Annotated in this window: 5 protein-coding genes; 2 read left to right on the top strand and 3 right to left on the bottom strand. The window is 71.2% G+C overall.

All coding sequences use genetic code 11. The features are described 5' to 3' along the window. Nucleotides 1-98: 98 nt before the first annotated feature. Nucleotides 99-1,151, bottom strand: a complete 1,053-nt coding sequence (locus ACFU97_RS33800) for a class I fructose-bisphosphate aldolase (protein WP_384264304.1) — start codon at nt 1,149-1,151, stop codon at nt 99-101. A gap of 59 nt (nt 1,152-1,210) precedes the next feature. Continuing rightward, a complete protein-coding gene (locus ACFU97_RS33795) occupies nt 1,211-2,236 on the bottom strand; it encodes a 6-phosphofructokinase (protein WP_384264302.1) in 1,026 nt (341 codons plus the stop codon). A 167-nt stretch (nt 2,237-2,403) separates the two neighbouring features. On the opposite strand from ACFU97_RS33795, the gene ACFU97_RS33790 reads away from it, so the two are divergent. Then, nucleotides 2,404-2,697, top strand: a complete 294-nt coding sequence (locus tag ACFU97_RS33790; protein WP_384264301.1) for a DUF1876 domain-containing protein — start codon at nt 2,404-2,406, stop codon at nt 2,695-2,697. Between the two features lie 33 nt (nt 2,698-2,730). On the opposite strand, the gene ACFU97_RS33785 is transcribed toward ACFU97_RS33790, so the two are convergent. Then, complete coding sequence (locus ACFU97_RS33785) at nt 2,731-3,405, bottom strand: CBS domain-containing protein (RefSeq protein WP_384264300.1); 675 nt, start codon at nt 3,403-3,405, stop codon at nt 2,731-2,733. Nucleotides 3,406-3,648: 243 nt separating this feature from the next. Here ACFU97_RS33785 and ACFU97_RS33780 point away from each other — a divergent pair, with 243 nt between their 5' ends. Further along, entirely contained in the window at nt 3,649-3,885 is a 237-nt protein-coding gene (locus ACFU97_RS33780; RefSeq protein WP_384264360.1) for a DUF1918 domain-containing protein, read from the top strand. Nucleotides 3,886-3,895 lie beyond the last annotated feature (10 nt).

Below are 3,895 nucleotides of genomic sequence, written 5' to 3'. Positions count from 1 at the left end.
GGGGGGGGGGGAGGGGAGGGCACACCCCCGGGGGAACCCAGGAGGAAGCCCCGGGCCCGGAGGGGACCCTGTGCCCCCGCTCCCGCATCAAGCCCGCGTCAGGCGATCGTGATGCCGTCGTCCAGGTAGACGTCCTGCACGGCGTGGAGGAGCTCCACGCCCTCACGGGTCGGCCGCTGGAAGGCCTTGCGGCCGGTGATGAGACCGGTGCCGCCGGCCCGCTTGTTGATGACTGCCGTCCGCACGGCCTGGGCGAGATCGTCCTGACCGGCCGAGGCGCCGCCGCTGTTGATGAGCCCGACCCGGCCCATGTAGCAGGAGGCCACCTGCCAGCGGGTGAGGTCGATCGGGTGGTCCGTGGTCAGCTCGCCGTACAGCAGCGGGTGCGTCTTGCCGAACCCCAGCGCGCGGTAACCGCCGTTGTTCTCCGCCTGCTTCTGCTTGACGATGTCGGCCTCGATGGTCACGCCGAGGTGGTTGGCCTGGCCGGTGAGGTCGGCGGACACCGCGTAGTCCACGCCGGCCTTCTTGAACGCCGAGTTGCGCAGGTAGCACCACAGCACGGTGAACATGCCCAGCTCGTGTGCCTCGGCGAACGCCGCACTGGCCTCGCGCAGTTGACGGTCCGACTGTTCGGAGCCGAAGTAGACGGTGGCGCCGACGCCCGCCGCGCCGAGGTCGAAGCACTGCCGGACGGTGCCGAACATGACCTGGTCGTAGTGGTTCGGGTAGGTCAGCAGCTCGTTGTGGTTGAGCTTCACGATGAACGGGATGCGGTGCGCGTAGCGCCGCGAGACGGCACCGAGCACGCCGAGGGTGCTGGCGACCGCGTTGCAGCCGCCCTCCAGGGCGAGTTCGACGATGTTCCTCGGGTCGAGGTAGCGCGGGTTGGGCGCGAACGCCGAGGCCGCCGAGTGCTCGATGCCCTGGTCGACCGGCAGGATCGACACGTAGCCCGTGCCGGCCAGGCGGCCGTGGTCGTAGAGGGACTGCAGGTTGCGCAGCACCCGCGGGGAGCGGTCGGTCGCCGCCATCACCCGGTCGACGAAGTCGTGACCCGGCAGCACCAGGTCCTCCTTGGGAATCCCCCGGGCGGTGTGGGTCAGCAGATCCTTGGCGTCGTCGCCCAGCAACGCTTGGATGTCGGTCATCGTTCCTCCCCTGGATGCGCCGTGGCGGCCCTGCCGCACGGCGGCGGCGATGAAGCGGTTCAGCCGAAGAACACCTCGAACTCGTCGTACAGCGACGGGTCCACGACCTTGGTCCGGCCCCTGGTCTCGTCGAGCGGGATGCGGACGATCTCGGTGCCGTGCAGGGCCACCATCGTGCCGAAGTCGCCGTCCTTGACCGCGTCGACGGCGTGCAGACCGAAGCGGGTGGCGAGCCACCGGTCGAAGGCGCTCGGTGTGCCGCCCCGCTGGATGTGCCCGAGGACCGTGGTCCGGGCGTCCGTGCCGGTGCGCTGCGAGATCTCCTGGGCCAGCCACTCGCCGATGCCGGACAGGTGCACATGGCCGTACTCGTCGAGCGTCCGGTCCTGGAGGATCATCTGCCCCTCCTTGGGCACGGCCCCCTCCGCGGCGACGACGATCGGCGCGTAGTTGATCTTGAAGCGGCTCTTCACCCACCCGCAGACCTGGTCGATGTCGAACGGCCGCTCCGGGACGAGGATCACGTTGGCGCCGCCCGCGATGCCGGCGTGCAGGGCGATCCACCCGGAGTGCCGGCCCATGACCTCCACCACGAGGGTGCGCATGTGCGACTCGGCGGTCGTGTGCAGCCGGTCGATGGCCTCCGTCGCGATGCCGACCGCGGTGTCGAAGCCGAAGGTGTAGTCGGTGCCGGCCACGTCGTTGTCGATGGTCTTCGGCACGCCGACCAGCGGGATGCCGTGACGGCTCAGCTCGGTGGCCGCGCCGAGGGTGTCCTCGCCGCCGATCACGACGAGTGCGTCCACGCCGTGCGCGGCGAGCGTGTCCCGGATGCGCCGCACCCCGTCCTCGTGCTTGAACGGATTGGTGCGGGAGGAGCCCAGGATGGTCCCGCCGCGCGGCAGGATGCCCCGCACGGCGTCGACGTCCAGCGGCACCACCTTGTCCCTGAGGGCGCCGAGCCAGCCGTCGCGCAGGCCGACGAACTCGAAGCCGTACTCCTGGCTGCCCTTGCGGACGACGCTGCGGATCACGGCGTTGAGACCGGGGCAGTCTCCGCCACCGGTCAGCACTCCGATCTTCATGGCCGCCTCCCGACCGAAGAGAACCTGGAGGGCCGTCTGCCTCTCCTTCCATCATGAGCGGCTTCGTGCCCGGCAGCGACTCGCCTTGGACCCGTCATCGAGGACCTTCGGCCCCGTGACCGTGCCGTACGGGCGTCCGATCATGGAGGCGCACAGAGGAGCACGCGATGACGCACACCACGGAATGGAAGGTCCGCCTCTTCCTCTTCGAGGACGAGGGCACGACCAAGGCCCGGGTGGCGCTGGACACCAGGACCACGTCGCTCACCGGCCACGGCGCCGCGTACCGCAGCCCCACCGACCCCGACGTACCGGAGATCGGGGACGAGGTGGCGGCGGGCAGGGCCCTGCGCGACCTCGCCCGGCAGCTGCTGGACATCGCCGAGCGGGACATCGAGGGCATGGGGGCCGCCACCCCGAAGCGCGAGGACGCACCACCGCCCCTCGGCTGGCCCCTGTGAGGGGCACGGGCTCCGAGGGACGGCGCACGGCGGTCAGCCGGTGACCGGAGACGTCCGGGAGGCGCCGGTCCGGTAGCCGATGTGCGTCCGAACCGACACCACACCGTCGACGTTCCGGCACAGCCGCTCGACGATCGGGATCAGGCTGGGCACCTGAACGGTTCCCGTGAGCGTGACCTCTCCCTCGCGCACCTCGGCGGTCACGTCCGAGGGGGCCAGGTTCAGGGTCCGCTGCAGCACGTCACGGACGATCTCGTCGCGGATCGCGTCGTCCCGGCGCAGGAAGATCCGCAGCAGGTCACCGCGGCTGACGATGCCCTTCAGCCGGTCCGCCTCGTCCACGACGGGCAGCCGCTTGATGTTGCGGAGCGCCATGAGGCGGGCCGCCTCGACCACGCTCCACTCCGGGCGGGCGCACACGGCGGGAGCCGACATCAGCTCCTCCGCGCGGGCTCCCTCGGCCTTGGCCCGCTCCCATTCCTCGGGACGGGGAAGTGCGGGGGCGCCGGCCTGATCGGTCCGGGCGGCGCACTTGCGCAGCAGATCCGCCTCGGACACCACGCCCAGCGGGTGGTCCAGTTCGTCGACGACCGGCACGGCGGTGATGCCGTTGTGCGCCAGCAGTTCGACGATCTCCTTGAACGGTGTGTCGCGCCGGGCCCGGACGACGGCGCGGGTCATCAGGTCGGCGACCGTACGGTGCTGCATGTCGCGCCTCCTCTCCCCGGTGGGACGGCCGCCGGGCGGCACGGTCCGGCCCGCGGCCCCCACCCTTCCAGCGTGACAGGAACCGGTCGCGCGAAGCAGAGCCCCCAAGCACCCGTTGAGGGGCCGGACGGCCCGGCGGTCGGGACGTTCGGCCCCCTCGGATCGGGTTCTCGAGCCCAAGCGGCGGCCCGCCGCGCGTGCCACGTTGAGTACAGGAGCAGTCCGAGGAGGCGGGTGGAGATCATGCGAGCCCATATCGGTGACGTACTTGTCGTCGAAAGCCCGACCACCGGCACCACCAGGCGCGACGGAGAGATCGTCGGTCTGCGCCACGAGGACGGGACACCCCCGTACGAGGTGCGCTGGTCGGACACGGACGAGGTGACGCTGGTGTTCCCCGGCCCCGACGCGCACGTCCGTCATGCCGGAGGAGACTCCGGCGGCGCGTCCGCCGAGCTCCGCGCGCACGGCACAGGATGAGCGCGCGTGG

This window comes from Streptomyces sp. NPDC057616 (genome assembly GCF_042800575.1).
In the GTDB taxonomy this organism is placed as follows: Bacteria; Actinomycetota; Actinomycetes; order Streptomycetales; family Streptomycetaceae; genus Streptomyces.
The sequence above is the reverse complement of the archived record's forward strand: the minus strand, read 5'-3'. Positions and strand labels throughout refer to the sequence as shown.